This window comes from Brenneria sp. hezel4-2-4 (genome assembly GCF_013155275.1).
In the GTDB taxonomy this organism is placed as follows: Bacteria; Pseudomonadota; Gammaproteobacteria; order Enterobacterales; family Enterobacteriaceae; genus Brenneria.
In genome coordinates this window covers 453,801-479,859 of record NZ_JABJXS010000004.1, presented here as the reverse complement: position 1 = coordinate 479,859, position 26,059 = coordinate 453,801, and the positions used below count along the sequence as shown (strand labels likewise).

Annotated in this window: 23 protein-coding genes and 1 rRNA gene; 8 read left to right on the top strand and 16 right to left on the bottom strand. The window is 53.7% G+C overall.

Annotated features, from left to right (window positions below; genetic code table 11):
- Positions 1-6 precede the first annotated feature (6 nt).
- Positions 7-122 (top strand): 5S ribosomal RNA (gene rrf / locus HOY33_RS11895).
- A gap of 187 nt (positions 123-309) precedes the next feature.
- On the opposite strand, the gene HOY33_RS11890 is transcribed toward rrf, so the two are convergent.
- The 16 genes from HOY33_RS11890 to HOY33_RS11815 all read right to left on the bottom strand — a co-directional run bounded on the left by HOY33_RS11890 (position 310) and on the right by HOY33_RS11815 (position 14,952).
- Positions 310-1,536, bottom strand: a complete 1,227-nt coding sequence (locus tag HOY33_RS11890; RefSeq protein ID WP_172290411.1) for an aspartate aminotransferase family protein — start codon at positions 1,534-1,536, stop codon at positions 310-312.
- A gap of 102 nt (positions 1,537-1,638) precedes the next feature.
- Positions 1,639-2,229, bottom strand: a complete 591-nt coding sequence (locus HOY33_RS11885) for an aminodeoxychorismate synthase component II (RefSeq protein ID WP_172290410.1) — start codon at positions 2,227-2,229, stop codon at positions 1,639-1,641.
- 137 nt (positions 2,230-2,366) lie between these two features.
- Entirely contained in the window at positions 2,367-3,032 is a 666-nt protein-coding gene (locus HOY33_RS11880) for an amino acid ABC transporter permease (protein ID WP_172290409.1), read from the bottom strand.
- A gap of 26 nt (positions 3,033-3,058) precedes the next feature.
- Positions 3,059-3,829, bottom strand: a complete 771-nt coding sequence (locus HOY33_RS11875; protein WP_172290408.1) for an amino acid ABC transporter substrate-binding protein — start codon at positions 3,827-3,829, stop codon at positions 3,059-3,061.
- A gap of 431 nt (positions 3,830-4,260) precedes the next feature.
- Positions 4,261-4,557, bottom strand: a complete 297-nt coding sequence (gene fis, locus HOY33_RS11870; RefSeq protein ID WP_005975342.1) for a DNA-binding transcriptional regulator Fis — start codon at positions 4,555-4,557, stop codon at positions 4,261-4,263.
- A 23-nt stretch (positions 4,558-4,580) separates the two neighbouring features.
- Entirely contained in the window at positions 4,581-5,546 is a 966-nt protein-coding gene (gene dusB / locus HOY33_RS11865) for a tRNA dihydrouridine synthase DusB (RefSeq protein WP_172290407.1), read from the bottom strand.
- Between the two features lie 381 nt (positions 5,547-5,927).
- Entirely contained in the window at positions 5,928-6,668 is a 741-nt protein-coding gene (locus tag HOY33_RS11860; RefSeq protein ID WP_172290406.1) for a carbonic anhydrase, read from the bottom strand.
- Between the two features lie 228 nt (positions 6,669-6,896).
- Positions 6,897-7,778 carry a 50S ribosomal protein L11 methyltransferase gene (gene prmA, locus HOY33_RS11855; protein ID WP_172290405.1) on the bottom strand — a complete coding sequence of 294 codons (882 nt, stop codon included), beginning with the start codon at positions 7,776-7,778 and terminating at the stop codon, positions 6,897-6,899.
- A 17-nt stretch (positions 7,779-7,795) separates the two neighbouring features.
- Complete coding sequence (panF, locus tag HOY33_RS11850; RefSeq protein ID WP_172290404.1) at positions 7,796-9,247, bottom strand: sodium/pantothenate symporter; 1,452 nt, start codon at positions 9,245-9,247, stop codon at positions 7,796-7,798.
- Positions 9,237-9,479 carry a YhdT family protein gene (locus HOY33_RS11845; protein WP_172290403.1) on the bottom strand — a complete coding sequence of 81 codons (243 nt, stop codon included), beginning with the start codon at positions 9,477-9,479 and terminating at the stop codon, positions 9,237-9,239. Before HOY33_RS11845 ends, panF begins: the two co-directional genes overlap by 11 nt.
- A 144-nt stretch (positions 9,480-9,623) precedes the next feature.
- Complete coding sequence (accC, locus tag HOY33_RS11840; RefSeq protein WP_172290402.1) at positions 9,624-10,967, bottom strand: acetyl-CoA carboxylase biotin carboxylase subunit; 1,344 nt, start codon at positions 10,965-10,967, stop codon at positions 9,624-9,626.
- 11 nt (positions 10,968-10,978) lie between these two features.
- On the bottom strand, positions 10,979-11,449 hold the full coding sequence (accB, locus tag HOY33_RS11835; RefSeq protein WP_172290401.1) for an acetyl-CoA carboxylase biotin carboxyl carrier protein: 471 nt from the start codon (positions 11,447-11,449) through the stop codon (positions 10,979-10,981).
- Between the two features lie 25 nt (positions 11,450-11,474).
- Positions 11,475-11,927, bottom strand: coding sequence for a type II 3-dehydroquinate dehydratase (gene aroQ, locus HOY33_RS11830; protein ID WP_172290400.1), 453 nt, complete (start codon positions 11,925-11,927; stop codon positions 11,475-11,477).
- 253 nt (positions 11,928-12,180) lie between these two features.
- Positions 12,181-12,780: a protein-methionine-sulfoxide reductase heme-binding subunit MsrQ gene (gene msrQ / locus HOY33_RS11825; RefSeq protein ID WP_172290399.1), complete on the bottom strand. Its 600-nt coding sequence runs from the start codon at positions 12,778-12,780 to the stop codon at positions 12,181-12,183.
- Positions 12,781-12,799: 19 nt separating this feature from the next.
- Entirely contained in the window at positions 12,800-13,801 is a 1,002-nt protein-coding gene (msrP, locus tag HOY33_RS11820; RefSeq protein WP_172290398.1) for a protein-methionine-sulfoxide reductase catalytic subunit MsrP, read from the bottom strand.
- Positions 13,802-13,974: 173 nt separating this feature from the next.
- Positions 13,975-14,952, bottom strand: coding sequence for an MDR family oxidoreductase (locus tag HOY33_RS11815; protein ID WP_172290397.1), 978 nt, complete (start codon positions 14,950-14,952; stop codon positions 13,975-13,977).
- Positions 14,953-15,080: 128 nt separating this feature from the next.
- Between HOY33_RS11815 and csrD the strand changes: the two genes are divergently transcribed.
- The 7 genes from csrD (at position 15,081) to yhdP (ending at position 26,021) form a co-directional block, all read left to right on the top strand.
- Complete coding sequence (gene csrD, locus HOY33_RS11810) at positions 15,081-17,009, top strand: RNase E specificity factor CsrD (protein WP_172290396.1); 1,929 nt, start codon at positions 15,081-15,083, stop codon at positions 17,007-17,009.
- A 318-nt stretch (positions 17,010-17,327) separates the two neighbouring features.
- On the top strand, positions 17,328-18,371 hold the full coding sequence (gene mreB, locus HOY33_RS11805) for a rod shape-determining protein MreB (RefSeq protein ID WP_009114770.1): 1,044 nt from the start codon (positions 17,328-17,330) through the stop codon (positions 18,369-18,371).
- Between the two features lie 174 nt (positions 18,372-18,545).
- The gene (gene mreC, locus HOY33_RS11800) at positions 18,546-19,526 is read left to right on the top strand and encodes a rod shape-determining protein MreC (protein ID WP_172290395.1); all 981 of its coding nucleotides are present in this window, start codon (positions 18,546-18,548) and stop codon (positions 19,524-19,526) included.
- Positions 19,523-20,011 (top strand): rod shape-determining protein MreD, encoded by a 489-nt coding sequence (gene mreD, locus HOY33_RS11795; RefSeq protein WP_172290394.1) that lies wholly within the window; start codon positions 19,523-19,525, stop codon positions 20,009-20,011. Before mreC ends, mreD begins: the two co-directional genes overlap by 4 nt.
- A gap of 8 nt (positions 20,012-20,019) precedes the next feature.
- Positions 20,020-20,613 carry a nucleoside triphosphate pyrophosphatase gene (locus HOY33_RS11790; protein ID WP_172290393.1) on the top strand — a complete coding sequence of 198 codons (594 nt, stop codon included), beginning with the start codon at positions 20,020-20,022 and terminating at the stop codon, positions 20,611-20,613.
- Complete coding sequence (gene rng, locus HOY33_RS11785) at positions 20,603-22,072, top strand: ribonuclease G (protein ID WP_172290392.1); 1,470 nt, start codon at positions 20,603-20,605, stop codon at positions 22,070-22,072. The genes HOY33_RS11790 and rng overlap by 11 nt, the downstream gene beginning before the upstream one ends.
- Positions 22,073-22,205: 133 nt before the next feature.
- Positions 22,206-26,021 carry an AsmA2 domain-containing protein YhdP gene (gene yhdP / locus HOY33_RS11780; RefSeq protein ID WP_172290391.1) on the top strand — a complete coding sequence of 1,272 codons (3,816 nt, stop codon included), beginning with the start codon at positions 22,206-22,208 and terminating at the stop codon, positions 26,019-26,021.
- The last annotated feature ends 38 nt before the right edge of the window (positions 26,022-26,059 follow it).

Here is a 26,059-nt window from a genome sequence, read left to right as displayed (position 1 = left end):
AATTTGCCTGGCGGCGATAGCGCGGTGGTCCCACCTGACCCCATGCCGAACTCAGCAGTGAAACGCCGTAGCGCCGATGGTAGTGTGGGGTCTCCCCATGTGAGAGTAGGGAACTGCCAGGCATCAATTAAAGCGGAAAGCCTCATGCGAAAGCATGGGGCTTTTTGTTTTATGTATTGTTTGTCGATGATAGCAGTCTGTCTGCGATCATAACAAAACGTCCTGACCCTCAGGCCAGGACGTTATCAATTTTAGGTGGGTGAGATATGTCAGTATAAGGCTGGCCCACTTTTCAGGTGGCGCATTATGTCAACCAGCTGGATTCACCACCTGTTCGACGGCTTTGTGAAACAATGCCATTCCCTGTTCGATATCTTTGGGATCAATGACCAGAGAGGGGACAAAGCGAATCACATCCGGGCCTGCCATCAATACCATCACACCGTGCTCTGCCGCTGCCGCTAAAAAGTCGTGCGCCCGGCCATGCCATTGCGGCTTAAGCTCAGCCCCCAGCAGTAACCCCATGCCGCGAATCTGCTCAAAGATGCCATACTGCTGGTTAATCTTTTCTAATGCGCTGACAAACAGGTTGTGACGATCCGCCACACCCGACAGTACTTCCGGCGTATTAATGGTATCTAATGCCGCTTCCGCTACTGCGCAGGCCAGTGGGTTGCCGCCATAAGTCGTACCATGCACGCCAACCGTCATTACTGAGGCGATTTCCTCCGTGGTGAGCATCGCGCTGATTGGGAAACCTCCGCCTAACGCCTTGGCTGTGGTCAGAATGTCCGGCGTAATACCGTAATGCATATAAGTAAACAGCTTGCCCGTACGGCCCATTCCGCTCTGTACTTCGTCGAATACCAACAGAGCCTTATATTGATCGCACAGTTCACGCACGCCTTGCAAGAATTCCGGCGTCGCTGGCGTAATGCCGCCTTCGCCTTGAACAGGTTCAAGTACGACCGCACAGGTATGATCGTCCATAACCGCTTTGACCGCTGCCAGATCGTTAAAAGGAACATGTACGATATCGGCAGGTTTCGGTCCGAAACCATCAGCATATTTAGGCTGTCCGCCAACAGATACGGTAAAGAGCGTACGCCCATGAAACGCGTTATAAAACGCAATGATTTTGGTTTTATAGGGACTATGGCGTTTAATCGCGTAGTGGCGCGCCAGCTTGAAAGCCGCCTCGTTTGCTTCGGCTCCGGAGTTAACAAAAAATACGCGGTCGGCAAACGTCGCATTAATCAACTTGCTTGCCAATCGTAGCGCTGGTTCATTGGTGAAAATATTACTGGTGTGCCACAGCATTTCTCCCTGCTGTTGCAACGCCGTTACCAGCGCCGGATGACAGTGACCAAGCGCGGTAACTGCAATTCCGCCGGAGAAATCAATGTATTCTCTCCCTTGTTGATCCCACACCCGGCTTCCTTTACCTTTTACCGGGACAAACTGAGCTGGTGCATAAACCGGCAAAATAACTTTGTCGTGAGTTTCCCGGGTTACTGCTTTTTTATCTGATTCCATCTGCTTCCACGCTCCGAATTTACAACTTTCGAATGAAAATATAGTCAATAAATATGCATAAAAAATCAACCTCAGGCAATATTAAATCATCTGGAAAGAACATTATTTCCTATCTGACTCTATTTTAAGAAAATTATCTAAAAGTTGGAGCCCTTGCTGGCTGAGAATGCTTTCAGGATGAAACTGAACACCTTCTAATGGCAATGAACGATGCCGGATTCCCATGATTTCTTCACGAGTACCATCACGTTCACTCCAGGCCGTCACTTCAAAGCAATCGGGTAGAGATGCGGGATCAATCACCAGCGAGTGATAGCGTGTTACCGTTAGTGGCTGAGACAATCCGGCAAAAACACCTTTGTTACTGTGTTGTATGGCCGAAGTTTTTCCGTGCATTACCTGACGGGCGCGGACGATGCGGGCACCGAATGCCTGCCCCATTGCCTGATGTCCAAGACAAACTCCAAGGATTGGCAACCTGCCGGCAAAGTGTCGAATGGCCGTCAGTGAAATACCCGCTTCATCCGGTGTACACGGGCCGGGCGAGACAATCAGGTGCGACGGGGACAGCTGTTCGATGTCGTCCAGCTTGAGTTCATCATTACGCTTGACCAGTACTTCCGCGCCTAGCTCACAAAAATACTGATACAGGTTGTACGTAAAGGAGTCATAGTTATCGATCAGTAACAACATGTATCACCTAATATTTTAAGATAGTTTCTATTGCCTGACCGGCCTGGTTTAGCACTATGCCTGCAAACGGCGTCCAGTGAACAACAGTGATAGTTTTAAATGTCAGATCTATTGATAAGCTCCGGCCGGCGCAAATATTACTGCACGATATGACGCTGGTAATATTTTTCGAGTTTTACCTGCAACTGGCTTAACACCGTGCTGAACATCAAATAAATCAACGCCGCCTCAACATAAAGAATCAGTGGTTCGTAGGTGACAGACACAATGCGCTGTGCGGATAAAAACATTTCCGGAACCGTAATCACGGCAGCAAGCGATGTATCTTTAATTAAAGAAATGAACGTATTGGATAACGGTGGCAAAGAAACAAATACCGACTGTGGAAATATGACCCAACGAATCGCCTGAACCCCATTCATTCCTAAAGAGTAAGCTGCGCTCCATTGACCTTTGGGTACGGATAATATTGCCCCACGGACAATTTCTGAACTGTATGCACCAACGCTGATCGTGAACCCGATTAAGGCGGCAGGGAAAGCATCCAGAGTGATACCCGCACTGGGGAGTCCATAAAAGATGAGAAACAGCTGAACCAATAGCGGTGTTCCACGGATAACCCAGACATAAAAGTCGCCAATCCACTTCAACGGCTTAGGGCCGTAAAGGCGGATCAGGGCAACAATAACCCCGACGGCTAATCCGAAAATAAAGGAAAGAATAGCAAGGGGGACGGTAAATTTCAGTCCCGCAGATAGCAGACTCCAGAAGGAATCTGCCATAAGTTGTAGCCAAGGTGGCATGAAAAATGATTCCGATAACAGTGCGATTATTGGGATACGTCCTGACCGAAGTATCGCACAGATATCGTTTTATAGGTGCCATCTGCTTTAATTTCATCCAGCGCGTTGTTCAACGCATCTGCAAGCTGTATCTGACCTTTACGGATTAAAATGGCCGAAGGTTCGCCTGTCGGTGAGGTGGCAGTGACTTTCACGTTAGCGTCAGGTTTGTGTTTTTTGAAGTCGAGGAAAGAAAGATTGTCGTTCAATGTGGCATCAGCACGACCGCTGAGCACCAGATCCAAAGACTGGTTAAAACCATCGGTAGGAACAATCTCCGCACCGTGGCTGGTTGCCAGCTTTGCATAGTTGCTGGTCAGGCTTTGAGCTGATTTTTTGCCTTTCAGATCGTTGAAGTCTTTGATGGTTGTATTATCGGCACGGGTGATCAGTACCGCTTTTGAGTCAATATAAGGTTTGGAGAAGTCGTATTTAGCCTGGCGTTCTTTCGTCACACCTACCTGATTGATGACGGCATCGTAGCGTTTGGCGTCCACGCCAGCGATGAGCCCATCCCAGCGGCCTTCAATAAATTGAGCTTTAACACCAAGTTTTTCGGCAACCGCGTGACCAATATCCACATCAAATCCAACCAACTGACCAGATTTATCGTGATAGGTATAAGGGGCATAGGTGCCTTCCGTACCGAATTTAATCACGCCGGCAGATTTGATCGCACTGAGGTCATCCTGTGCTTGTGCAAATACGCTGGTTGCAAACAGTGCGCCGGTCAGTAGAGCAAAACGTATTTTTTTCATTATGGGATCCTGTAGGTAATGGCGTCATATAACTTTTACTAATAATGAATTTACGTCATATGGTTTACTTTTATAAAGTAGATTGTGTGATGGATTATAGCAGAACTGAATATAGTAATTTTCCCGCCGGGCCAGAATCAGAATGCACCGGGCTTCGGTGATTTCTAATGCCAACGTTTTCCGGGCAAAAGTCAGTAAGCGTTCATTTATCGCCATCTGTGGTAGGAATACGGGATGCAGAGCGATTCGGGATCAAGCCGGTGGGCTTTGATACCTGAAACACGACCCATATGCGCACTCCGCTACAGGGTGCTCTTGCTGCTTTTTTTCTGTACTTTCGGTGTTATTCAGCGATCTATGTATAAACATAGACAAAAAACGCCTGCCATTTCTGACAAGCGTTCTTTAAAAAAAACGGTTATGAAAAACTATCAGTTCATGCCGTATTTTTTCAGTTTCTTACGCAGGGTTCCGCGGTTGATGCCCATCATCAGGGCGGCGCGGGTTTGGTTGCCGCGGGTGTATTGCATCACCATGTCCAACAGGGGTTGTTCAACTTCAGCCAATACCAGCTCATACAGGTCACTAACGTCCTGACCATTCAGTTGGGCAAAATAGTTCTTCAGTGCCTGTTTAACCGAGTCGCGCAGGGGTTTTTGGGTTACCTGTGCCTGAGAGTTTACGGTGGAAACGGTCAGTACGTCAGAATTCACGCGTTGTTCGAACATAGTTCTGTCAGCTCTTTTTCTGTTTACGCAAGATTTTCAAAGTATGCCTCCAACGCCTCCAGCTGCTCGCCGGCATCCTCAATGGCGTTGAATGTGCGCCTAAACTGGTCGTTTGGGGCGTTCTCCCGGAGATACCAGGATACGTGCTTCCGAGCTATACGAAATCCCTTGCCTGGACCATAAAAGTCGTGCAATTCCCGTATATGCTCGATCAACAAGCGCTTAACCTCTGCCAATGGCAGTGGAGCCAGCAACTCCCCTGTGTCCAGATAATGCTGGATTTCCCGAAAGATCCAGGGTCTTCCCTGAGCGGCTCGTCCTATCATCAGGGCATCCGCCCCGGTGTAATCAAGAACCGCTCTGGCTTTATGCGGGGAAGTCACGTCTCCATTCGCAATAATGGGAATGGAAACGGCCTGCTTAACTGCCCGAATGCTGTCGTATTCCGCCGAACCATTGAACAGGCACGCGCGGGTGCGTCCGTGAATGGTTAGGGCCTGAATCCCACAGCTTTCAGCCAATTTGGCAATTTCTACACAGTTACGGTGCTCTGGTGCCCAGCCGGTACGGATCTTCAGCGTTACCGGTACGTCTACCGCTTTCACTACCGCCGAGAGGATTTGTTTTACCAAATCCGGATACTGCAACAAGGCGGAACCCGCCATCTTGCGGTTCACCTTTTTCGCCGGACAACCCATATTGATATCGATGATCTGCGCGCCGAAATCAGTATTCATTTTAGCTGCCGCAGCCATCTCGTCCGGATCACAACCGGCAATTTGCACAGCCCTGATACCGGGTTCATCACTATGTACCATGCGCAGACGCGACTTATCCGAACGCCAGACTTCCGGATTGGAAATCAGCATTTCGGATACGGTCATTCCAGCGCCCATCGTATGACAGAGTGCTCTGAATGGGCGATCGCTAATGCCAGCCATCGGGGCTGCTATCAAGCGATTGGTAAGCTGAAATTGTCCAATGTGCATAGACAAAGAGTGACCATACTGTGCCTGCAAGGGCGCGTATATTACGCATTTTTTACCTCAGATGAAAGGCCAAACTTTGACCAATTAGCCGTAGGCGATCAAAGAAAATGTGTTTCATTCTGTTAAGCGGAAATATTATTCATATTTAACAATGGGTTTTAACTATTTTGACGTTATTTCCGTTAGAAAAAATATTCCGGCCGCATGGTAATTTATCTGTAATCCGCCGTGATTTAAGTAGGAGTTACATCAATATCCTGCATTTGCAGGGGATTGCGTTGCCAATAAACAGAGAACAGAGATAAATTTTTTTTCCCGTAACGCGGCAAAAGAGATGCTTCCGGCGCCAACCGGCCGGAAGCAGCGGGCAACGTAACAGAACTAATTAATAATAACGCGGCCGTTTAAAGGTTGAACGGGACGGTTGTTCGCGTGATGAACGGCCGCGGTGAATCTGGCGATTTGATCCGCCGAAATCGTGGCGGGCTTATCCAACACCAGCCATCGTACGCCTTCAGAGCACGGCGGTGTAGTGAGTGAGCCGCTGAAACGGTAGTAGCTTTGCTGGTATGTTGAGGGTATCAGAGCATTAATATTCAGCGGCGCGGTTAATAAGACCGGTTTATTGAGCGTTGACGGCAACTGTTGCCAGGCTTTCTCAAGTTCCTGATTGGCGTCGCCCTGCGCAAACATCAAAGCCACTACCGTTAACGCACCCTGTTGGTCTTGGTAGACGAAGTGTGCTTCTAACGGGAATGCTTTGCCATCGATCTCGTTTTCGCTGGGGGCGTGGAAGTGGAACTGTTGCAGGGCGAAGGTATCGTCATCCATCACCAGCGTGTCGTTTGCACTGACGTCCACCTGGATGGTGTGCCCGTTATTGACGATATGTTGAGCGCCGGTCTGATAGGACAGCTGTAATCCGTCGTGTACGGTTTTTAGCGCGCCGTGAATATCAATCGGCGACTGGTTTTTACCGGTATCGCACAGGGAAAAATCAGGGGAGAGTTTGCCCCAGTGCGGAGGCGCTTCCTGTCCTTCATAGCTCCAGTGCGCGTGTTCGGCGGCGTGTAGTGAAAAGCAGGCGGTAAAAGCGAGGGAGGCGAGCAGCGTATACTTCATTGAACAATCCATTTAAAACACTATGATGATTCACTCTATCGGTTTAGATAACGGACGAGCGTTTGATGAGTCATCAAGGATACGCCTACTTTATACAGGGTTAAACCGGCGAGTAAAAAAACGCCGGGAGCGTTTTTCAACGTTGCGCAACAACGGCCGTAGGTGAGGCGAGTCATAATCTCCACCAGAGGCCGATTTCCGGTGGAGAGGGCAAAGCTCGGCGGAGGATTACCGACGTATGCCGGTAATACGACACCACTCTTCTTTTTCCGCCACCGGATCAAGCCGGAATGTGTCCTGATAGGCCTCGGCGACGCTGGCTGCCTGTGTCGCCAGCACGCCCGATAGGCCCAAATGGCCGCCGGCTTTCGGCAGAACGCTGATTAAGGGCGCCAGTTCACGCAACGGGCCGGCCAGAATATTGGCGACCACCACATCGGCCGACAAATCAGCCGGCTGGTCTTGCGGCAGGTAAAGCTCAAGACGCTCTGAGACGTTATTTCTTTGCGCGTTATCGCGGCTTGCCTGAATGGCCTGCGGATCGATATCAATGCCGATGGCGCGAGCGGCGCCCAGCTTCAGCGCGGCGATCGCCAGAATGCCGGAGCCACAGCCGAAGTCGATAAGGGTTTTACCCTGTAAATCCAATCCATCCAGCCATTGCAGGCAGAGTGCGGTGGTCGGGTGAGTGCCGGTGCCGAAAGCCAGCCCCGGATCGAGCATCACATTGACGGCGCTCGGATCGGGGACATCACGCCAGCTTGGGCAAATCCACAGACGCTCGCCAAAGCGCATCGGATGAAAGTTGTCCATCCATTCGCGTTCCCAGTCCTTATCTTCCAACTGCTCGATTTTATGCTTAAAATCGACGCCCAGCAGCGGTTCTTGCTCCAGCATCGCGACAACGGCGGCCATCTCGGTTTCCGCGTCATATAAGCCGATGACATCGGTATCGCCCCACAGCCGGGTTTCTCCCGGCAGCGGTTCAAACACCGGCGTATCGTGCGTATCCTGAAACGTAACGGATACCGCACCGCTTTCCACCAGCGCGTCACCCAATTGTTCCGCATGGCGGCCAGAAGTATTAATTTTCAGTTGAATCCACGGCATAGCAATCTCTATTACATTTAAAGTGAAGTTGAAGCGATAACCGGTTGAGGGGCCTGATGACCAAACCGATTACCGACAAGAAACGCCATCAGGCTCAGCAGCAGCGATGGCACAATGGGGTGAAAACCGCCCGGTTGAAGATGCAAGCTGGCCAGTAGGGTATAGCAAATAGCGCCGCTGAACATGGCGCTCAATGCGCCGGTCGCATTGGCGCGCTCCCAGTAAAGGCCCAGCACCAGCGGCCACAGGAACACGGCTTCCAGCCCGCCGAATGCCAGCAGATTGAGCCAGATAATCATTTCCGGCGGCCGCCAGGACGCCAGCAGCACCAGCAACCCCAGCAACAGCGTCGTCATGCTGGAAAGACGCTTGATGCGACGCTCATTGTGTATCTGCTGCGGTCGTACGCTGAGATAGAGGTCTTTGATTATCGTAGCCGAGGCCTGGAGCAGATGCGCATTGATATTGGACATAATGGCCGCCATTGGCGCAGCAAGGAAGATCCCCGCCGCCAGCGGCGGTAAAACGTTCACCATCAGCGCCGGCAGCACCTGATCCGGGATGGTCAGATTGGGCATGACGGCCCGGCCCAGCGCGCCGGACAAATGCATCCCCAGCATCAGGATACCGATCACGATGGTGCCGATAATAATGCCGCGATGCAGCGCCTTGCTGTCGCGGTAGGAGATACAGCGCACGGCGGTATTGGGCAGGCCGATAACCCCAAAGCAAACCAGCACCCAGAACGACGCCATAAACGGCATCGACAGGATTTGATCGCTGCCTTGCGGCGTGACCAGCGCCGGATCGATCTGTTGCAGTTTATCCACCGCGCTGTGTAAACCGCCCGCCGCATGGATAACGCCCACCAGCAGGATCACCGTGCCTAACAGCATCACGATGCCTTGCATGGCATCGTTAAGTACGCTGGCGCGGAAGCCGCCGAACGCGGTGTACAGCGCGATGGTGACGCCAAAAATCAGCAGGCCGATATCGTAGGGGATGTTGGCCGCGGTTTCCAGCAGGCGCGCGCCGCCGATAAATTGTACCGCCATCGCGCCGATAAAGGCGACCAGCAGGCTGATGCTGGCGAACCATACCAGCAAACGGCTGCCGTAACGGGCGTACAGCATGTCATTGAGCGTGATGGCATTGTAACGTCTGGCCAGAATGGCGAATTTCTTTCCCAGAATGCCCAGCGACAACAGCATGGTGGGCAATTGGATCATGGAGAGCAACACCCAGCCCAGCCCATACTTGTAGGCCGCGCCCGGTCCGCCGATAAACGAACTGGCGCTGACATAGGTGCCGATCAAAGTCATTGCCAGCACGAAGCCGCCCATTGAACGCCCGCCGAGGAAATACTCGTTGAGAAAGTTACCCGCCTGACGGCGACGATAGGCGTATACCGACAGCCCGAAAACCAGCAGCAGATAGCCCAGCAACGGTAACAGCACTTCACTTTGCATCGTCATTCTCCAGTGAGATATCGCGGAAAACGATGCGGACCATCAGCCAGCATAAGAGGGTAAAAACAAGCGGCAGTAGCAGACAGGCCATTTCGAACCAGTGAGGAAGGCCGGTAATGCCCTGTGCGCTGTCGGGCAGGTAAGCCGCCAGGATCCAGGCGAGCAGGTAAGCCAGCGTTAGGAAAAAGGCCCAGCGGGCTTCTCTATGCGCCTGAATGAAACGTGTATCCATTTTTTTCTTCACAGTAAGCCGGAGCAATGGTGTTGATGTAATGTATCCGGGAATTTTACGCGCCCGGTCTGAATTGACGGAAAAACAAAAAGGCCGGTTTTCACCGACCTTTTACTCACATGACGATAGAAAATCGGGCGATAGTTACTGCAAACCGAGCTTCTTCTCCAGATAGTGGATATTGGTTCCGCCTTTCTGGAAGTTTTCATCGTTCATGATCTTCATCTGTAGATCAATATTGGTTTTGATGCCGTCAATGATCAACTCAGCCAGCGCATTTTTCATCCGCAGAATCGCCACTTCACGGGTTTCGCCGTAAGTGATCAACTTGCCGATCATGGAATCATAATACGGCGGCACGGTATACCCGGAATAGATATGCGATTCCCAACGAACGCCAAAACCGCCGGGCGCGTGGAAGCGGGTAATTTTACCCGGGCTCGGCAGGAAGGTGTTCGGATCTTCGGCGTTGATGCGGCATTCCACCGCGTGGCCGCGCACAATCACGTCTTGCTGTTTGATGGACAAAGGCAGACCGGCGGCAATGCGCAACTGCTCTTTGATCAAATCCACGCCGGTGATCATTTCGGTTACCGGATGTTCCACCTGAATACGGGTGTTCATTTCAATGAAATAGAACTCGCCGTTTTCGTACAGAAATTCGAACGTACCCGCGCCGCGATAATTGATGTCGATACAGGCTTTCGCGCAGCGTTCGCCGATAAACTGACGCAGTTCGCTGGTGATGCCCGGCGCGGGAGCTTCTTCCACCACTTTCTGGTGGCGGCGCTGCATGGAGCAGTCGCGTTCGGCCAGATAAATCGCGCTGCCCTGTCCGTCGGCCAATACCTGGATTTCCACATGACGCGGGTTTTCCAGATATTTTTCCATATAGACCATATCGTTATTGAAAGCCGCTTTGGCTTCCGCACGGGTCATATTGATGGATTGCTCCAGCTCTTTATCGCTGCGCACCACGCGCATGCCGCGACCGCCGCCGCCGCCGGACGCTTTGATAATCACCGGATAGCCAATGCGTTTGGCGAAAGCGCGGTTCTTATCCATATCGCCGTCTAACGGGCCGTCGGAACCCGGCACGCAAGGGACGCCGGCTTTTTTCATCGCGCTGATGGCGGAGACCTTATCACCCATCAGGCGGATGGTATCGGCGCGCGGGCCAATAAAAATAAAGCCGGAGCGTTCAACCTGCTCGGCAAAATCGGCATTTTCCGACAGAAAACCATAACCCGGATGAATAGCGGCAGAGCCGGTGATTTCCGCTGCGGAAATGATCGCCGGGATATTCAGATAGCTTTTGGTGGACGGCGCCGGACCGATGCACACGGTTTCATCCGCCAGTAATACGTGTTTCAGATCGCGATCCGCGCTGGAGTGAACGGCAACGGTTTTGATGCCCAGTTCTTTACAGGCACGCAAAATACGCAGCGCAATCTCTCCGCGGTTAGCGATAACGATTTTATCTAGCATGGTAAGCCTCGTTATTCGATGACAACCAGTGGCTCGTCAAATTCAACCGGTTGACCGTTGTCGACAAGGATCGCTTTGACTACGCCCGCTTTGTCGGCTTCGATTTGGTTCATCATTTTCATGGCTTCGACGATGCACAGCGTATCGCCAACATTGACTTGCTGGCCCACTTCGACAAACGCTTTAGCGTCAGGGCTTGGGGTGCGGTAGAACGTACCGACCATTGGAGAACGAACGATATGGCCGCTGATGGCGGCAGGCGCAGCCGCGGCCGTATCCGCAACCGGCGCCGGCGCGACGGCGGCAGCCAGAGCGGGCTGCTGTTGCATCATCGGCGCATAAGCCTGCTGCATCATTGGGTAAGCGGGGGCTGCCGGGGCACGACTAATGCGTACTGATTCTTCACCTTCAGAAATTTCCAGCTCGGCGATGCCTGACTCTTCAACCAGTTCGATCAGTTTTTTGATTTTACGAATATCCATGAATGGGGTTCCGTACTCTTCTTGTTTAGTTGGAAGTTGACAAGCGTTTCACCGCTGTCTGTAAAGCATAGTTATAACCATCCGCCCCGAGTCCGCAAATCACGCCTGCCGCGATATCGGACAGGTAGGAGTGATGACGAAAAGCCTCACGTGCATGCACGTTGGACAGATGAATTTCGATAAACGGGATGGCGACAGCCAGCAGCGCGTCACGCAACGCAACGCTGGTATGCGTAAACGCCGCCGGATTAATCAAAATAAAATCCGTGTTCCCTCTGGCCTGATGGATTCTTTCGATCAAGACATGTTCCGCATTGGATTGCAGATGGGAAAAACTCACATTCAGCGCCTGCGCCTGTGTTTCCAGGTTGCTGATAATCTCAGCCAGCGTGGTGCTGCCGTACTTATCCGGCTCGCGGGCGCCCAGCAGGTTGAGGTTAGGGCCATTCAAAAGCAAAATGTGAAACTTTTCGGCCATTGTGCTGCTATCTCCCGCGATTCGCCCAGATTTTAAAAATAGTGTCGCACAAAATAGCGCGAAGCTCTTCGTTTGTCACCTTTCGTGATGCAAATTGTGCGGCGCTGAAAAAGTAAAGTCGTGCATTATAACTATATCGTAGCAATTAGCAGCCAAATACTGGTCTTATCTGCGGAGATATTCGACCGATGTTCGGCAATATTCGGTGAAAGACAGGGCGTGTTCGCGCGATGAACCAGAGTCGGACGGGCGGTTATCGCCACCATCGGCGAAATTTTTTATAACGAAACAATAACAAGATCAGAGCGATGAGCGCGTATAAAACGGGTTGCGGCGACAGCGTCTTAACCGACCAAAGATAGTGTATCGGAGCGAGAATAGCGATCAGGTAGATGAAATTATGCAGTTTTTGCCAACTGGCTCCCAACTTGCGCATCACAATGTGGGGCGATGTTAATGCCAACGCCAGCAGCATCAGCCAACTGATGACGCCGAGCGTTAAATAGGGGCGTGAAATCAACTCGCTTCCCAGTAATTCGAGGTTGTTGAATCCCAGTTCCAACAGAGCGTAACTGACCAGATGCAACGTAGCCCAGGCGAAACACCAGAGTCCGATCGTGCGGCGGCAACCAATCAGCAGCGGTTGTTTGCCGTAGCGGGCCAGCGGCGTGACCAGTAGCGTGGCGAGTAAGAGTTTCAGCGCCATTCGGCCGGTAAAATGCTGGATATCTTTGGCCGGATCGGCGCTCAGCCACCCTTGTTCGACGGCCAGGAACAGCCATGGCAGCGGTAAAAAAGCCGCCAGATGGATCATGACTTTCAGCCATTTGATATGTCGCGAAGTCAGCCGCATTCAGGTGTTATCCCGTGATTCAAAAGTTATCCCTTAGGTTCAGTCCCTTATACAGTGAGGCAACCTGTTCGGCATAACCATTGAACAGCCGTGTTGGCTGGCGCTGTACATCAAGCAGGCCGCCAGCGCCGATGACGCGTTCCGTTGCCTGTGACCAGCGGGGATGGTCGACATGCGGATTGACGTTGGCATAAAAGCCATATTCACCGGGCGCCGCCAGATTCCAGGTCGAGGGCGGGCGATCGCGGGTGAGGCGGATATGCACGATGGACTTGATGTTTTTAAAACCGTATTTCCACGGTGCGATCAATCTTATCGGCGCGCCGTTCTGCGGCGGCAACGTTTTACCATAGACACCGACGGTCAGCAGCGTCAGCGGATGCATGGCCTCGTCCAGCCGTAAGCCTTCCACATAAGGATAGCTTAGCCCGCCGCCGAGAAAGCGATCCTTCTGACCGGGCATTTGTTCCGGATCGTGCAAGGTCTGGAAGGCTATATAGCGGGCGTTACCGGTGGGCTCGGCAAATTTGATAAGCTTAGCCAGCTCAAAGCCGATCCACGGCACCACCATTGACCAGGCCTCGACGCAGCGGAAACGATAGATTCGTTCTTCCAGCGGAAACCGCTTCAGCAGGTCATCCATATCCAGCGTAATGGGTCTGGCCACCTCGCCGTCGATGTGGATTTTCCAGCCTTCGGTTTTCAATCCGCCGGCATTCGCGGCGGGATCGGCTTTATCCATCCCGAATTCATAGAAATTATTATAGCCCGTGACCTTATCTTCCGGCGTGAGCGGCAGATCCGGTCGCCAGTTGGCGGGTTGAGTAAAGGATAACGGTTTGCCCGGCGGCGCTTTGGGACGATCGTTGCCTTTAAACCAGGCCAGCAGATCGGCCTGTGCCGATAATGGCAGCGACCAGGCGGCAGCCGTGACGCCCAGCGCTTTTAACACCCGTCGGCGGTCATGAAAAACGGATTCCGGCGTGACATCCGCCGCCGTCAATTTACGATTTTTCTGCATGATGAACTCCCGCCGGTTTCAGACTGACTGACGTTACGTAGCGTATTGACGTTACCGCTTACCTTATAGATTAGTCGAGGCGCGCGTCCATAGCGCAGGAAAAAGACGGCTATGCGGAGGGATAAATAATCACACAAGGTCATCCGTGCCGGATGACCTGTGCGTTCGGGGGATTACCTGATTTTAACCAGCGTCCGGCCCGTTACGTTGTTCGCCATCAGCGCGGCGGCGGCGGCGGGAACGTCTTGCAGCGTAATTTCGTGAGTGACCTGTTGATAGAATTCCGGCGGTAGAATATCCGCCAGACGTTGCCAGGCCTGATGACGACGCGGCTGCGGCGTCATCACGGAGTCAACGCCCTGTAGACGAACATTACGCAGGATAAAAGGCATTACGGTCGTTGGAAGCGCAATGCCGCCTGCCAGACCACAGGCGGCAACGGTGGCGTTGTAATCCATTTGCGCCAGCAGGGTGGCGAGCACCTTGTCGCCGACGGTGTCTATGGCGCCGGCCCAGCGTTGTTTTTCCAATGGGCGCGCATCGCCGCTGAATTCGCTGCGTGCCAGCACCTGCCTGGCGCCCAGCTTTTGCAGATAATCGGTGTTGCCGGCGCGGCCGCTCACCGCGGTAACCTGATAGCCCAGCGCGGCAAGCAGGGCCACCGCCGTACTGCCCACGCCGCCGCTGGCGCCGGTCACCACAATGTCGCCGCTGTCAGGCGTCACGCCGCCGTCTTCCAGCGCCATCACGCATAGCATGGCCGTGAAGCCCGCGGTGCCGATCACCATGGCCTGACGGACATCCAGCGCCGGAGGCAGAGCAACAAGCCAGTCACTTTTTACACGCGCTTGTTCAGCCAGGCCGCCCCAGTGATTTTCACCCACGCCCCAGCCGGTCAGAATAACCGACTGACCCGGTTGGAAACGGTCGCTGTCGCTGTGGCGAACCGTTCCGGCGAAGTCGATGCCGGGAACCATCGGAAACTGGCGGATAATTTTACCTTTGCCGGTGATGGCCAGCGCATCCTTGTAGTTGAGGCTGGACCAACTGATATCGACCGTGACGTCTCCGGCGGGGAGTTGATCCGTATCGAGTTCACGGATTTGCGGCTGAATAAGTCCGTTTTGCTGTTCGAGCACTAAAGCCTGCATGTATGCTCTCCTGTGACAGGATAAAAAGTGTGGCATGAATTAACGACTATATTTGTAACTGCTAATATGCGCACTGATAAAAAACAAGAAACCCACAGAAACACGTTTACCAGGAATAGGACGCAGGGATGGGATTGACAACCAGACTCTCCATGCTCATGACACTGCTGACGGCATTGGCTGTTTGCTTAATGCTGTTCAGCAGTATTTTCAGTCTCTTCTATTATAGTCATCAGAGAACGACGCAACAGTTAAGAGAGGTTGCGGTCAGCATCGATCAGGCGCTTTTAGTGCAATCACCTGAAAGCATCAGATTTTGGTTACCGGTAATGATGAAAACGGCGGGCGTCGTGGCGTTGGAGATCCGCGATACGGAATCAGCGCTGTATTCGGTGCGGTTGCCTGAAGCTGATGATAACCGCGCCTGCGTATACCGCGATGCCCAGCTTCCGCTTATGCACCATTTGGAGATGGCGGTGACCGCGACCTACATCGATCCGCTGTTTGGCGCGCCGCGCGTTCTGATATCGGTGCTGGCGGCGATTGGCCTGATGGTGCTGGTGCTTTATCTGTCGGTTCTCTGGCTGCGCCGCCAAACCGCCGGACAGGAAGAGCTTGAAGCGCGCGCCAAACGCATTCTACACGGCGAGCGTGAGTCCGTTATGCACGGATCGGCGCGCGAGTGGCCGGTGAATGCCAGCGGCGCTATCGATCAACTGCTGGCCGATTTAGTTGAAGCGCGTGAGGAGCGCAGCCGGGTCGATACCCTGATCCGCGCTTTCGCCGCGCAGGATGCGGAAACCGGGCTGAGCAATCGCCTATTCTTTGATAATCAATTGACGACGCAACTGGAAGATATTGAGGACGTGGGCACGCACGGCATCGTGATGATGATCCGTCTGCCTGACTTCGAAACCTTGCAGGAAACGCATGGCTATGGCGGCGAGATCCAGGAATACAGTTTTACGCTGGTGAATTTGCTGTCGACGTTCGTGATGCGCTATCCGTCAGCGCTTCTGGCGCGTTATTTTAATAGTGATTTTACGGTGTTATTACCGCATTGCACCCTCAAAGAAGCGGATAACATAGCGGCACAGTTAGTAAAAGCCATCGATATTCTGCCTGTTACGCCGTTGATCGATCGCGAGGATATTCTCCATATCGGTATTTGCGCCTACCGCAGCGGGCAAAGTTCGGAACAGGTGATGGAAAGCGTAGAAGACGCGACGCGTAATGCCGTGTTGCAGGGCGGCAATGGCTGGTGCGTTTTTGACCGGCAGGTGCCGGAAAAAGGCCGCGGCAGCGTGAAGTGGCGTACGCTGCTGGAGCAAACGTTAGCCCGTGGGGGGCCGCGGCTATATCAGAAACCGGCAGTGACCCGGGAAGGCGTGGTACATCACTGTGAAATGATGAGCCGCATCTATGACGGCACGCAAGAGTTGCTGGCGGCTGAGTATATGCCGCTGGTACAGCAGCTTGGCCTGACAGCCAGCTATGATCGGCAACTGATTTCCCGCATCATCGCGCTCTCCGTCAGTTGGCCTGATGAAACACTGGCTATGCCGGTTAGTGTGGACTCACTTTTGCAAAAGACATTTATCCGCTGGTTAAAGGAAACCTTGCTGCAATGTCCGAAAAAGCAACGACAACGCATTTTATTTGAACTTGCGGAGGCCGACGTCTGTCAATATATCGGTCGTTTGCGGCCGGTACTGAATCTGGTGCTGGGATTAGGGTGTCGTCTGGCGGTCACCCAGGCGGGTTTAACGTTGGTCAGTACGACCTATATCAAGTCATTACAGGTGGAAATCATCAAGCTTCATCCCGGTCTGGTTCGTAGTCTTGAACGTCGCCCGGAAAATCAGTTGTTTGTGCAAAGCCTGACGGAAGCCTGTAAAGGAACGCAAACCAAAGTTTTCGCCGCCGGGGTTCGAACCAAAGCCGAGTGGCGAACGTTATTGGACAAGGGCGTTTACGGCGGGCAGGGCGATTTTTTTGCCTCTTCGGTTCCGGTGAGCGATGAGCTGAAAAAATATTCACCGCACTGTCGTGTTTAGTGTAAAAGTCCGTGTCGAATTGACGTAGAATGAGTCGGCTATCGATTCGGTTAGTGTGTGCTCACATTAATGGTAATCGGATTAAATGCCAGATTTTATGTTCTGTGTTAGTACTATCCTGTGGGGCGGAAAGTGATAATCTGCCTTGCTGTTTGGGGAAAAGGCGTTTTACGCTGCATGCCTTTTTTAAAACCGATAGTACGACACAGACTTTTTTCACCGAAGCAGAGCGTTTTCGTGCCTTGTCGCTGCTTCGTGTGGTTGGTAAAGTAGGCGAATTTATTTTTCGCCCCCAGCTTGCAGGATTATCCTTTCGTTATGTTTAAGAAATTTCGTGGCATGTTTTCCAATGACTTGTCCATCGACCTGGGTACCGCCAATACCCTGATTTATGTTAAAGGGCAGGGCATCGTACTGAATGAACCCTCGGTGGTGGCTATTCGTCAGGATCGCGCAGGTTCTCCGAAAAGCGTCGCCGCCGTAGGCCATGACGCCAAACAAATGCTGGGCCGTACCCCTGGCAATATTGCTGCAATTCGTCCGATGAAGGACGGCGTGATTGCGGATTTCTTTGTGACAGAGAAAATGTTGCAGCACTTTATCAAGCAGGTGCACAGCAACAGCTTTATGCGTCCCAGCCCGCGTGTTCTGGTTTGCGTGCCTGTCGGCGCCACACAGGTGGAGCGCCGTGCTATTCGCGAATCCGCGCAGGGCGCCGGGGCGCGAGAGGTGTTCCTGATTGAAGAGCCGATGGCCGCCGCGATTGGCGCGGGCCTGCCGGTTTCGGAAGCCACCGGTTCCATGGTGGTGGATATCGGCGGCGGCACCACCGAAGTCGCGGTGATTTCACTCAACGGCGTGGTGTACTCCTCTTCCGTTCGTATCGGCGGCGACCGCTTTGACGAAGCGATTATCAACTATGTTCGCCGTAATTACGGTTCGCTGATCGGTGAAGCGACGGCGGAACGTATCAAGCATGAGATCGGTTCGGCTTATCCGGGCGATGAAGTGCTTGAAATTGAAGTTCGCGGCCGTAACCTTGCCGAAGGCGTACCACGCGGCTTTAACCTGAATTCCAATGAGATTCTGGAAGCATTGCAGGAACCGCTTACGGGCATTGTCAGCGCGGTGATGGTGGCGTTGGAACAATGTCCGCCGGAGCTGGCGTCCGATATTTCCGAGCGCGGCATGGTGTTGACCGGCGGTGGCGCGCTGTTGCGCAATTTGGATCGCCTGCTGATGGAAGAAACGGGGATCCCGGTCGTGGTGGCTGAAGATCCGTTAACCTGTGTGGCCCGTGGCGGCGGTAAAGCGTTGGAAATGATCGACATGCATGGCGGCGATTTATTCAGCGAAGAATAACCCGGCCGGGAGGATAAAGGGGCCGTATGGATGAATAGCAACGTTTTTCATCCCGCGTAGCCCCTTTTTTATGGCGGGCTATCCCTGCCCGCCACCCTACGGGCCGTCGCTGTGCGACGTTGAAAATCGCTCCTGGCGATTTATTGCTGTCGAGGAAAGGAATACGCTAATTTTATGAAGCCGATTTTTAGCAGGGGACCTTCCCTGCAACTACGACTTTTCCTTGCCGTCGTTACCGCGATTTTTGTGATTATTGCAGACAGTCGGCTTGGCGCGTTCGTTAAAATCAGAACCTATATGGATACCGCCGTCAGCCCTTTCTACTTTCTGGCCAACGGTCCGCGTCAGGTGCTGGATAACGTGTCTGAATCTTTGGCGACCCGTGAACAGCTGGGTCTGGAAAACACCGCGCTGCGTCAGGAGTTGCTAATGAAAAACAGCGACTTATTGTTATTGGGGCAACTGAAGCAAGAAAACGCCCGTTTACGTGAGTTGCTGGGTTCTCCGCTGCGTCAGGATGAGCAAAAAATGGTGACGCAGGTGATTTCCGCGGGAACCGATCCCTATAGCGATCAGGTTGTCATTGATAAAGGGCAGGTAAACGGCGTGTATGAAGGCCAGCCGGTCATCAGCGACAAAGGCGTGGTCGGTCAGGTGGTGGCTGTCGGGCAGTTTACCAGCCGGGTGTTGCTGATTTGCGATGTTTCCCATGCGCTGCCTATTCAGGTTCTGCGCAATGATATCCGCGTGATTGCCGCCGGTAATAGCTGTACTGACGATCTGCAACTGGAGCATTTACCCAATAATACCGACATTCGCGTCGGTGATGTGTTGGTGACGTCCGGGCTGGGCGGCCGCTTCCCGGAAGGCTACCCTGTTGCGGTGGTATCCTCGGTGACCGTTGATACTCAACGGGCTTATACCGTGATTCAGGCTCATCCGACGGCCGGCTTGCAGCGTTTGCGCTATCTGTTGCTGCTGTGGGGCGTGGACAGAAATTCAAGCGCCGCTTTGCCCGCCGCCGAAGTTCATCGCGTCGCCAACGAGCGCATGATGCAGATGATGCCGCAGGTGTTGCCTTCTCCTGACGATATGGGGCCGCCGCCGCCGTCGGTTGCCGACCCCGCCGCTACGCCGCCGGGGGTACGCCAATGAATCGCTATCGCCGACACGGCAACTGGGTTATCTGGCTCTCTTTTTTGATCGCGATGGTATTGCAGATCATGCCATGGCCGGAGCAGATTTATGCCTATCGTCCTTCCTGGCTGACGCTGTTTCTCATTTATTGGGTTATGGCGTTGCCGCATCGGGTCAACGTGGGAACCGGGTTTGTGCTGGGTATGATTATGGATCTGATTTTAGGATCTACGCTCGGTGTCCGGGCGCTGGCGATGAGTATTGTTGCTTACCTGGTCGCATTTAAATTTCAGCTCTTCCGTAATATGGCGCTATGGCAGCAGGCGCTGATTGTGATGTTGCTTTCGCTGTTGATGGATTTGATAGTGTTCTGGGCTGAGTTTCTGGTGATTAACATCTCTTTCCGTCCGGAAACATTCTGGAATAGCGTGGTTGATGGCGTGTTGTGGCCGTGGCTGTTCCTGCTGATGCGTAAAATACGCCGTCAGTTCACCGTGCAATAAGGCTGCTCATGAATCAACTTTATCTGGCCTCTTCCTCTCCCCGCCGCCGGGAACTGCTGGCGCTGCTCGACATTCCTTTTGCCCTTTTGAGCGTGGCGGTAGAAGAACGGCGGTTGCCGAATGAAGCGGCGGATGCTTATGTCCGCCGGCTAGCGCATGAGAAAGCGTCTGCCGGCGTCGTGATTGCTCCGTCTGATTTGCCGGTGCTGGGCGCGGATACTATTGTGGTATTGAACGGACAGGTGTTGGAAAAACCACGGGATGAAGCGCACGCCGCAGAAATGCTGACGATGCTTTCCGGGCGGCAACATCAGGTGATGACCGCCGTGGCGTTGGCCGACAGGCAGGATATTTTAAGCAGTCTGGTGGTGACCGACGTCGTATTTCGCCGGCTTTCCCGTCAGGACATTGAGCATTATATCTCCAGCGGCGAGCCGATGGATAAAGCCGGTTCCTACGGTATCCAGGGCAAAGGCGGATGCTTTGTTAAGGCGATCCAGGGAAGTTATCACGCTGTGGTAGGATTGCCGCTGGTGGAAACACAAACGTTGTTCAGTAATTTCGCTGCGCTGCGGATGACGAGAGGAAAACATGACTGCTGAGTTACTGGTAAACGTCACGCCTTCGGAAACGCGGGTTGCTTATATTGATGGCGGTATTTTGCAGGAAATCCACATTGAGCGTGAAGCCAAGCGCGGCATCGTCGGCAATATCTATAAAGGCCGCGTGAGCCGGGTATTGCCGGGGATGCAGGCGGCTTTTGTGGATATCGGGCTGGATAAAGCCGCGTTCCTGCATGCGTCCGATATTATGCCGCATACGGAATGTGTCGCCGGTGACGAACAGAAAAACTTTCATGTGCGCGATATCGCCGAGCTGGTGCGTCAGGGACAGGATCTGATGGTGCAGGTGGTGAAAGATCCGTTGGGCACCAAAGGCGCCCGTCTGACGACGGATATCACGCTGCCCTCGCGCTATCTGGTCTTTATGCCGGGCGCTTCACACGTTGGCGTTTCACAGCGGATCGAAAGCGAGGTCGAGCGCGAGCGTTTAAAGAAAACGGTCGCCGACTATTGTGACGAGCATGGCGGGTTCATTATCCGTACCGCCGCGGAAGGGATCGGCGAAGAAGAGCTTTCTCAGGACGCCGCTTTTCTAAAACGCCTATGGAGCAAGGTCATGGAGCGTAAAAAACGCCACCAGACCAAATATCAACTTTATGGCGAAGTCGCCCTGGCGCAACGGATCCTGCGTGATTTCGCCGGAGCGGCGCTGGATCGCATTCGCGTGGATTCCAGACTGACCTACGATTCGTTGCTGGAGTTTACCGCGGAATATATCCCGGAAATGACCAATAAACTGGAACATTACGCCGGTACACAGCCCATCTTTGATTTATTCGATGTGGAAAATGAGATTCAACGGGCGTTGGAAAGAAAAGTCGAATTGAAGTCCGGCGGTTATCTGATTATCGATCAGACCGAAGCCATGACCACCATTGATATTAATACCGGGGCATTCGTCGGCCACCGTAATCTGGACGAGACCATTTTCAATACCAATATCGAAGCGACCCAGGCGGTGGCCCGGCAGCTTCGGTTACGCAATCTCGGCGGCATCATCATCATCGACTTTATCGATATGAACAATGAAGATCACCGCCGCCGCGTGCTGCATTCTCTGGAGCAGGCACTAAGTAAAGATCGGGTAAAAACCAGTATTAATGGCTTCTCTCAACTAGGATTAGTAGAGATGACGCGTAAGCGCACCCGTGAGAGTATAGAGCATGTTCTGTGTCATGAGTGCCCGACCTGCCACGGGCGGGGGACGGTAAAAACCGTCGAAACGGTCTGCTATGAAATCATGCGCGAGATTGTGCGCGTTCACCATGCTTACGATACCGATCGTTTCCTGGTGTATGCCTCGCCGGCGGTAGGCGAAGCGCTGAAAAGCGAAGAGTCGCATGCGCTGGCCGAGGTTGAAATTTTCGTCGGCAAACAGGTCAAAGTACAGATCGAGCCATTGTATAGCCAGGAACAGTTCGACGTCGTCATGATGTAAGTTTGCTTACGACCGACAACGCCGACCGGCGGGTGTTTTCATACACGCGCATGGCTGGAGACGGCATACTCCCCCGATACCCCAATGAAAGCGGCTTTCGCTCGTCGTCGGTGACGAAAACAAGGAGAAATACGTGAGGCGACTGCCCGGAATATTATTAGCCACGGGCGCCACTCTTATTGTGATTGTTGCGCTGTTAGTCAGCGGTTTAAGATTGGTGCTGCCACAGCTCGATCGCTTCCGGCCACAGCTGGTGGAATGGGCGCAGTCCGCCGCCGGGGTTCCACTGGAAATCGGCTCGCTGCAAGGGCGCTGGGAGTCTTTCGGCCCCACGCTGGAAATTGAAAATTTTCAGACTTCCCTGCCGGAGTCGGACTGGCGGGTTGAACGTATTACGCTGGCGCTGGATGTCTGGCAATCATTGCTGCATGGACGCTGGCAGTTCCGCGATCTCACCTTCCATCAGCTACGGCTTGATCTCAATACCACGCTGTCCGGAACGCGTGAGGATGGCGACCTGCTGGAGTCGGGCAAGCTGAGCGACCTTTTCCTGCGCCAGTTCGATCATTTCGATCTGCGCGACAGCCATATCTCTTTTCTTACGCCATCCGGCGCGCGCGCTGAATTCAGTATTCCCCAACTGACCTGGCTGAACTCGTCTAAGCGCCATCGCGCCGAAGGGCTTATCAGCCTGTCGAGTTTTAACGGTCAGCATGGCGTGGTGCAGATGAGAATGGATTTGCATGACGATCAGGGGGTGCTCAATAACGGCACGCTGTATTTGCAGGCCGACAATATTGATATGAAGCCCTGGTTCGGCCGCTGGATGAAGCATAACACCGGTTTGGAAAGCGCTGATTTCAGCCTTGCCGCCTGGCTTAACGTGCGCGAGGGCGATATTTATAGCGGCGATGTGTTTCTTCGTCAGGGAACCGCCGCCTGGGGCGAAGGTCAGGATAGGCATCGCCTGAACGTTGACGATATGGTTTTGCACGTTAGCCGTCAGGAAAATGGCTGGCAGCTTGCCGTGCCTGCGCTGAACATGGCGACCGATGGCGTCCCCTGGCCGACAGGCCGGCTTGCGGCGCTGTGGCTGCCTAAAAATGAACCGATGTTGGGGCCGGATCGTCAGGAAGAATTACGCATTCGCGCCAGCAATCTGGATCTGGCGCGTTTTGGCGCGCTGCTGCCGCTATTGTCCACCACGACGCCGGCGTTAAAGGAACGCTGGCAGTCGCTGCAACCCCAGGGCCGGCTTAGTACGCTGGCGGTGGACATTCCCCTGCAACAGCCGGAGAAAAGCCGCTTTCAGGCCCGATGGCATGACGTAAGCTGGCAGGCATGGCAGCGATTGCCGGGCGTGGATCGCTTTTCCGGCGCCGTCAGCGGCAGCGTCGAACACGGCCAGCTGGATTTGGGGCTGACGAACAGCACGCTGCCGAACAACGGGATGTTCCGCGCGCCTCTGGAAATCAGTCAGGCCAGCGGCGCCATCAACTGGCGCTATAACGATCGCGGGTGGGAGCTGTGGAGTCATGGGTTGGATGTTCAGGCCAAATCGCTGTGGGCCAACGGCGATTTCCGTTATCAGCACCCTGAAAAGGGGGCGCCGAAACTGGATATTCTGGCGGGCTTGCGGCTGACCGACGCGGCGGATGCCTGGCGCTATTATCCTGAACCCTTTATGGGTAAAGAGCTGGTGGATTACTTAAGCGGCGCGCTCAAAGGCGGCCAGGTGGATAATGGCACGCTGATTTTTGCCGGCGATCCGCAAAATTTCCCCTATGTGCATAACGAAGGACACTTTGAAGTCTGGGTGCCGGTTAAAAATGCCACCTTTGAGTTCCAACCGGGTTGGCCTGCCCTGACGCCGCTGGATATTAATCTGGACTTTGCCAATAACGGCCTGTGGATGTTTGCGCCGCAGGCCTGGCTGGGAAAAGTGGAAGGCAAGAACATCAGTGCGGTGGTGCCTGATTATGCCAAAGAAAAACTCCTGGTTGACGGGGAGTTAAGCGGTCCGGGGCCTGAGGTGGGGAATTATTTTCAACAAACGCCGCTGAAATCTTCGTTGGGTGCGGCGCTGGAAGAATTACAGCTTGGCGGACAGGTTAACGGAACGCTGCATCTGGATATCCCGCTGGCGGGAGACGAGGTTCAGGCCAGTGGCGATATCGCCTTGAATAATAACAGCCTTTATATCAAGCCATTAACCACCACGATAAAGAACCTTAGCGGTAAATTCCATTATGACAACGGTAACCTGCGTAGTGAAACCCTGCAAGCCAACTGGCTGGATCAGCCCATCACGGTGGATTTCACCACGGAAGAGCAGGAAAGCGCCTTCCAGGTTAACGTAGGGCTTCAGGGCGCGTGGCTGCCTTCTCGTTTGCCCGGCATACCGAAACCGCTGGTCAGTCAAATTGCGGGTACGGCGAACTGGAAAAGTACGGTTGCCGTCAGTTTGCCCTATCAGGGAAAAACGACGTATAACGTGGATATCGACGCCGATCTGGATAAAGTAAGCAGTCACTTACCCAGTCCGCTGGATAAGGCGGCGGGGGCGCGTTTGCCATTGCAGGTTAAAGCGAAAGGCGACCTGAACGGATTTGCGCTGAACGGCCGTCTTGGCAAGAACCAGTCGTTCAACAGTCAATGGTTGCTGAAAGGCGATGCGGTAACGCTGGCGCGAGGCCGTTGGCAGACCGGGGCTGACGCCTTGCCGTCGCTGCCGCAAGCATCGGCGCTGGTTCTCGACCTGCCGCCGCTGGATGCCGAACGCTGGCTCGGGCTGCTGCCGTCTGCGCATTCATCGCTGAACGCTAATGAAACGGCCGGTCGCTTCCGTTTCCCGACGGACGTCACCGTGCGAACGCCTGAGCTTCAGCTGTTGGGGCAGCGGTGGCACGATCTAGCGATTAGCCGTAAGGATACGCTGAGCGGCAGCGAGGTTCAGGCGCGGGGGCGGGAGATCGATGCGACGCTTGATATACCGCGGCGCGGGATATGGCGCAGTGATATCCGCTATCTCTATTACAACCCGCAGTGGAAAGGGAATGAAGCCACCAATCCGGTTGTGCTGGCTGAGAAAAAATCACCGCTGAACGATCCCGGCATCAGTTTTGAGGATTGGCCGGCATTACAGATAAATTGCCGGCAGTGCTGGCTTGTCGGGCAGAATCTGGGGCGAATTCAGGGAACGTTGCAGCCCGAAAAAGGGAAACTGACCTTAAGCGATGGCCTCATTGATACCGGTAAAGCCCGCCTGACGGTGAATGGCAGCTGGCAGGAAAATACGCAAGGCGTCCGTACCGCCCTGAAAGGGCGTCTGTCGGGCGCGAGTCTGGTGGAGAACGCGGATTGGTTTGGCGTCGATACGCCGCTGCGCGCCGGCTCTTTTGATGTCGATTATGATCTTTACTGGCGCGGAACGCCCTGGGAGCCGGATGTCGCCAGCCTGAGCGGTATTCTGCATACGCGTATCGGCAAGGGGGAAATCGCCGATGTGGGAACCGGTCAGGCGGGGCAATTACTGCGTTTGATAAGCTTTGACGCTTTGCTGCGTAAGCTGCGGCTTGATTTTAGCGACACCTTTGGCAGCGGTTTCTATTTTGATTCTATTCGCAGCACCGCATGGATTAAAGACGGTGTTCTGCATACTGATGATATGCTGGTCGACGGTCTGGAAGCGGATATCGCCATGAAAGGCGATGTCGATCTGGTGAGGCGTCAGGTTAATATGGAAGCGGTTATTGCGCCGGAAATCTCCGCCACGGTAGGGGTGGCGGCGGCGTTTGTCGTGAATCCGGTGGTGGGCGCCGCCGTGTTCGCCGCCAGCAAGGTGCTGGCGCCGTTATGGAACAAGATTTCGCTGATCCGCTACCAGATTACCGGTAGCCTCGATCAGCCGAAGATTCAGGAAGTGCTGCGTGAGCCGAGTCGGAAGTAAAGACATCAATGGCATCCGCGGCGCGTTCACCCGATTTC

Excerpts from the sequence above, each read along its gene's own strand:
- HOY33_RS11890 (WP_172290411.1), bottom strand. The coding sequence starts at position 1,536 with ATGGAATCAGATAAAAAAGCAGTAACCCGGGAAACTCACGACAAAGTT.
- HOY33_RS11885 (WP_172290410.1), bottom strand. The coding sequence starts at position 2,229 with ATGTTGTTACTGATCGATAACTATGACTCCTTTACGTACAACCTGTAT.
- HOY33_RS11880 (WP_172290409.1), bottom strand. The coding sequence starts at position 3,032 with ATGCCACCTTGGCTACAACTTATGGCAGATTCCTTCTGGAGTCTGCTA.
- HOY33_RS11875 (WP_172290408.1), bottom strand. The coding sequence starts at position 3,829 with ATGAAAAAAATACGTTTTGCTCTACTGACCGGCGCACTGTTTGCAACC.
- fis (WP_005975342.1), bottom strand. The coding sequence starts at position 4,557 with ATGTTCGAACAACGCGTGAATTCTGACGTACTGACCGTTTCCACCGTA.
- dusB (WP_172290407.1), bottom strand. The coding sequence starts at position 5,546 with ATGCACATTGGACAATTTCAGCTTACCAATCGCTTGATAGCAGCCCCG.
- HOY33_RS11860 (WP_172290406.1), bottom strand. The coding sequence starts at position 6,668 with ATGAAGTATACGCTGCTCGCCTCCCTCGCTTTTACCGCCTGCTTTTCA.
- prmA (WP_172290405.1), bottom strand. The coding sequence starts at position 7,778 with ATGCCGTGGATTCAACTGAAAATTAATACTTCTGGCCGCCATGCGGAA.
- panF (WP_172290404.1), bottom strand. The coding sequence starts at position 9,247 with ATGCAAAGTGAAGTGCTGTTACCGTTGCTGGGCTATCTGCTGCTGGTT.
- HOY33_RS11845 (WP_172290403.1), bottom strand. The coding sequence starts at position 9,479 with ATGGATACACGTTTCATTCAGGCGCATAGAGAAGCCCGCTGGGCCTTT.
- accC (WP_172290402.1), bottom strand. The coding sequence starts at position 10,967 with ATGCTAGATAAAATCGTTATCGCTAACCGCGGAGAGATTGCGCTGCGT.
- accB (WP_172290401.1), bottom strand. The coding sequence starts at position 11,449 with ATGGATATTCGTAAAATCAAAAAACTGATCGAACTGGTTGAAGAGTCA.
- aroQ (WP_172290400.1), bottom strand. The coding sequence starts at position 11,927 with ATGGCCGAAAAGTTTCACATTTTGCTTTTGAATGGCCCTAACCTCAAC.
- msrQ (WP_172290399.1), bottom strand. The coding sequence starts at position 12,780 with ATGCGGCTGACTTCGCGACATATCAAATGGCTGAAAGTCATGATCCAT.
- msrP (WP_172290398.1), bottom strand. The coding sequence starts at position 13,801 with ATGCAGAAAAATCGTAAATTGACGGCGGCGGATGTCACGCCGGAATCC.
- HOY33_RS11815 (WP_172290397.1), bottom strand. The coding sequence starts at position 14,952 with ATGCAGGCTTTAGTGCTCGAACAGCAAAACGGACTTATTCAGCCGCAA.
- csrD (WP_172290396.1), top strand. The coding sequence starts at position 15,081 with ATGGGATTGACAACCAGACTCTCCATGCTCATGACACTGCTGACGGCA.
- mreB (WP_009114770.1), top strand. The coding sequence starts at position 17,328 with ATGTTTAAGAAATTTCGTGGCATGTTTTCCAATGACTTGTCCATCGAC.
- mreC (WP_172290395.1), top strand. The coding sequence starts at position 18,546 with ATGAAGCCGATTTTTAGCAGGGGACCTTCCCTGCAACTACGACTTTTC.
- mreD (WP_172290394.1), top strand. The coding sequence starts at position 19,523 with ATGAATCGCTATCGCCGACACGGCAACTGGGTTATCTGGCTCTCTTTT.
- HOY33_RS11790 (WP_172290393.1), top strand. The coding sequence starts at position 20,020 with ATGAATCAACTTTATCTGGCCTCTTCCTCTCCCCGCCGCCGGGAACTG.
- rng (WP_172290392.1), top strand. The coding sequence starts at position 20,603 with ATGACTGCTGAGTTACTGGTAAACGTCACGCCTTCGGAAACGCGGGTT.